At 72.9% G+C, this 2,634-nt stretch carries 1 protein-coding gene; it reads right to left on the minus strand.

Translation table 11 applies throughout. The annotated features are described in order from the left end of the window. Window positions 1-37 precede the first annotated feature (37 nt). On the minus strand, window positions 38-2,634 hold a 2,597-nt coding region (locus EYA84_RS30200), incomplete at its 5' end, for an error-prone DNA polymerase (RefSeq protein ID WP_131057592.1).

Genomic DNA, 2,634 nt, shown 5'->3' on the forward strand with positions numbered 1-2,634 from the left:
GGCCCGACGGCGAGGCGCACCGCCGGCGGCGGATCGGTCAGCGGAAGTCGCGGGACGCGGGGCTGACCGGTGGCTCGATCGCGTCCAGCCGGTCGGCGACCAGGTTGACCACTCCCTCGTGCCGCTGCAACAGCCCGCGCACCACCAGCGCGGCGCTGGTCCGGGCCACCCGCCGGTGCCGCTGCCACAGCCCCGGGGAGCAGGTGACGTTGAGCATGCCGGTCTCGTCCTCCAGGTTGAGAAAGGTGACCCCACCTGCGGTGGCCGGGCGCTGCCGGTGGGTGACGATGCCGCCGACCCGGATCCGGCGGCCCGGCTCCACCCGCCCCAGCCGGTCGATCGGCACCGCGCCCAGGGCCTCCAGCCGGGGACGGATGAACCGCGCCGGGTGGTGCTCCGGGGACAGGCCGGTGGCCCACACGTCGGCGACCAGCCGGTCCACCTCCTCCATGCCGGGCAGGGTGGGCGCCGTCGCGCCGGTCACCGTGCCGGGCAGGCGATCCGGCCGGTCCTGCGCCGCCGCGCCGGCCGCCCAGAGCGCCTGCCGCCGACTCAGTCCGAAACAGGCGAAGGCGTCCGCGGTGGCCAGCGCCTCCAGGTGAGCCGAGGTCAGCCCCACCCGCCGGGCCAGATCCGGCATGTCGCGGTACGGCCCGTGCGCCGTCCGCTCCGCCTCGATCCGCTCGGCCACCGGATCACCGAGCGTACGCACGCTGGACAGCCCCAGCCGTACAGCCGGACCGCCCAGCCCCCAGGCGTGCGGCGGCTCACCGGGCCGGCTGCCCCAGCGGGTCTGCGGGGTCGACTCCAGCACCGGCTTCGCGCCGCTTGCGTTGACGTCCGGACGGCGTACCTCCACACCGTGCCGACGGGCGTCGTCGACCAGGGTCTGCGGCGAGTAGAAGCCCATCGGCTGGGCGCTGAGCAGCGCGGCCAGGAACGGGCCCGGGTGGTAGCGCTTGAGCCAGGAACTGGCGTAGACCAGATAGGCGAAGCTCATCGCGTGGCTCTCCGGGAAACCGTAGCTGGCGAACGCGGTGAGCTTGCGGTAGACGTCGTCGGCCAGCTCGCCGGTGATGCCGCGCTCGGCCATGCCGCGATAGAGCCGGTCGGCGATCTTCGCCATCCGCTCCACCGACCGTTTGGCCCCCATCGCCCGGCGCAACTCGTCGGCCCCGGCCGCGTCGAACCCGGCCAGGTCGATGGCGAGCTGCATCAACTGCTCCTGGAACAGCGGTACGCCGAGCGTCTTCTCCAACGCGTTGCGCATCAGCGGATGCGGGAAGGTCACCGGCTCCTGCCCGCTCTTGCGCCGGATGTACGGGTGCACCGAGCCGCCCTGGATCGGGCCGGGACGGATCAGTGCCACCTCGACCACCAGGTCGTAGAACGTCCGGGGCCGCAGCCGGGGCAGCGTGGCCATCTGGGCGCGGCTCTCCACCTGGAACACCCCGACCGAGTCGGCCCGGCAGAGCATGTCGTAGACCTCCGGATCCTCCAGCGACATGTCGCCGAGGTCCAGACTCATCCCGATCATGTCGTACCCGTAGTGCAGCGCGGAGAGCATGCCCAGGCCGAGCAGGTCGAACTTGACCAGGCCGACGGCGGCGCAGTCGTCCTTGTCCCACTGGAGCACGCTGCGGCCGGGCATCCGGCCCCACTCCACCGGACAGACCTCGATCACCGGCCGGTCGCAGATCACCATGCCGCCGGAGTGGATGCCGAGGTGCCGGGGGAAGCCCGCCCACCTCCCCGAGCCACCAGTCAGTTCGTTGGCGTACGCGATCACCTGCTCGGGGATCTCCGGCACGTCCACCGTGGCCACGTCGCCCCACCGGTCGATCTGCTTGCTCCACGCGTCCTGCTGCCCCGGCGAGAAACCGAACGCCTTGGCCACGTCCCGCACCGCCGACCGGGGCCGGTAGGAGATCACGTTGGCCACCTGGGCGGTGTGCTCCCGCCCGTACCGGGCGTAGACGTGCTGGATGACCTCCTCCCGACGGTCGGACTCGATGTCCACGTCGATGTCGGGCGGGCCGTCGCGTTCCGGGGCCAGGAAACGCTCGAACAGCAGCCGGTGCCGCACCGCGTCCACGTTGGTGATCCGCAGGGCGTAGCAGACCGCCGAGTTCGCCGCCGAGCCCCGGCCCTGGCAGTAGATGTCCGCCCGCCGGCAGAAGTCGACGATGTCGTAGACCACCAGGAAGTAGCCGGGAAAACCCAGCTCCTCGATCATGTTCAGCTCGTGGTCGAGCTGCGCGTACGCCTGCGGGTGCGCCTCGCGCGGGCCGTAGCGTTCCCGCGCCCCCTCGTCGGTGAGGTGCCGCAGCCAGCTCATCTCGGTGTGCCCCGGCGGCACCGGGTACGCCGGCAGCCGGGGCGCGACGAGCTGGAGGTCGAAGGCGAGTTCCGCGCCGAACTCGGCGGCCCGGGCCACCGCCCCCGGGTACGCGGCGAAGCGCGCCGCCATCTCGGCACCGCTGCGCAGGTGGGCGGTGCCGGCGGCGGGCAGCCAACCGTCGATCTCGTCCAGGCTGCGCCGGGCCCGCACGGCGGCGACGGTGGTGGCCAGCCGACGCCGCCCGGGGGTGGCGTAGTGCACGTTGTTCGTGGCGACCGTCGGCAGCCCGGCGG

The organism is Verrucosispora sp. SN26_14.1, from assembly GCF_004307965.1.
Classification (GTDB): Bacteria; Actinomycetota; Actinomycetes; order Mycobacteriales; family Micromonosporaceae; genus Micromonospora.